Annotated in this window: 2 protein-coding genes; one reads left to right on the top strand and one right to left on the bottom strand. The window is 58.3% G+C overall.

What is annotated here, in order from left to right; genetic code table 11:
* Positions 1 to 494, top strand: a 494-nt coding sequence (locus tag ACXRVY_RS26900; RefSeq protein ID WP_458238720.1) for a helix-turn-helix transcriptional regulator, incomplete at its 5' end; no start/stop codon positions are given.
* Between the two features lie 14 nt (positions 495 to 508).
* Here ACXRVY_RS26900 and ACXRVY_RS26895 read toward each other — a convergent pair.
* Positions 509 to 1834 (bottom strand): DUF3141 domain-containing protein (locus ACXRVY_RS26895; RefSeq protein WP_458238719.1); only part of this gene is annotated, 1326 nt, incomplete at its 5' end.

Genomic DNA, 1834 nt, shown 5'->3' with positions numbered 1-1834 from the left:
CCAACGAGGCGTTGGCCACGCTCCATGACAGTTTTGCCGAGGCTCAATTGGACCTGTTGTCCGGTTACTCTATCGTTGGCAGGATTCGCGCGCTGATTACCGAGCGCTTGAGCCAGGGGCAAGGCCAAGGGCAATGCGATATGGAATCGATTGCGGCGGCACTGAATATCAGCAAGCGAACGCTTCAACGAGGCCTTGAGAAGGATGGCACGCAATTCAAGGACGTCCTGAACGATGTGCGCCGGCAGATGGCTGACTTCTATTTGCGCCATTCTCATTTCAACTTGAAGCATGTGACTTGCCTGCTCGGCTTCCATGATCACAGCAGCTTCCATAAGGCGTGCATCCGTTGGTTCGGTATGACGCCCGGTCAGTATCGAACCGACGAGTTGTCGCCTGTGGTCGAAAAAGTCGCGCGGGTCCGTTCCATGAACCTCATCGGTCTGTCCAGAGATCATAAGGTCGCAGGCTTCACCGAACGGATTCACCGCTAATCCCTTGTGAAGGGTCATTGAGGCTTGGGGCCTGTTGTACCTTTGCGCGCTTTGCGCTTCGGGGCTTTGACTACGTTGGCGGGAGCGGGCAGTGGTGTAATCTGCGGCGCCGCAGGTGGCTGCGAAGGGGGCTCCTGCGCGATGACAACTGTTTCACCGGGTGGTTGGGTCAGGCTGAAGCCCGGCAGGGGGACTTCGAGCAGCGCGTGCAGTTCACGCCAGAATTCGCCTTCAGCTCCAACGGTCGCCAGCAGTTCAGGCATCAATTGCCCAACGGCTGTCAGGACCTGTTGGCGCTCCTTTGCCTCTGGTAGCAACAAAGGCAGGCTGCGCAAGCTTTCCTGCGGGTGGGCGAAAACCAGCAGGTTCTGCAATCGGATGGCTTCGCGCAGGGCAGTGGGCTCATTGCTGTAGTCCTGGACCAGCAGGTGCACCTGCTGGATCAGCTTCTCGATGCTTTCCTTGCCCGCCTTGTCGCTATCGCGGCCCAGCAAAAACAGAATCCGCACCAATGCTTCCAGAGGGCCGCCATGAGGCAGCGCATCCTGCAGGCGTTCGATCAGGGCCTGGTCCAGCTGGTCGGCATGTGCCTGGAGATTTCGCACAGGCTTGTTGCTGGTGAAGGCACTCAGTGCGCCGTAAACACCGTAAAAACACAGCTCCTGAGTGGCGTCACGCACATCGCGATAAGCATTCAGGGCGTCTTGCATCTGGTTGGAAAACAACGCTTGCCAGGCCAGCAGCGGGTTGTCTTTGCGTGCAGGATGACGATCACTGCTCACTTGGGAGGCGGTCCCGGCTAACCACCACAGCGCCGGATTCAGGCTGCTCCATAGCACTTGCTGCTGATGGAAGGGGTGCGCCCTGCGCAACAGTTCGGCAATTGGCTCGTTGACGATCTGACGTAGCCACGGACGTATGAACCCGTCGTAAAACGCGCTGTTGATTTCAGAGGCGCGCTCCACCAGAGAGAATTCGCGATCGTCATCACGGGCCGGCTCGACGTCATCATGGATATCGGCGATTCGCCTTGATTCGAAACGCACTCGGTATTGCATGTCATCGCTGCCTGAGGAGGTTGGCAGATCGTCAATCAGCATTTCATACAGTCCCGCCGGCAGCGCCTTGATGGTTTCGACCGCGCCGAGCATCCCACGGTGTTCGCGCCGCGCCACTTTGCCGGAAACAAAAATGCCTAAATGGCCGATGCTGGCGTGCCGCAGGTAGACGATGGTACGTCCTGCGTCATGCAAAGCGAGATCGCTGGGATAGGCATCGGCGATCCAGTCCAATGCCTGCTGGGGAGGGGTGATGTTGTCTCCGTAGGAACAGAACACCAC

The sequence above is a fragment of the Pseudomonas sp. P5_A2_2 genome, assembly GCF_054177685.1.
Note: the sequence above shows the minus strand (reverse complement) of the source record. Positions and strands in the feature narration are given on the sequence as shown.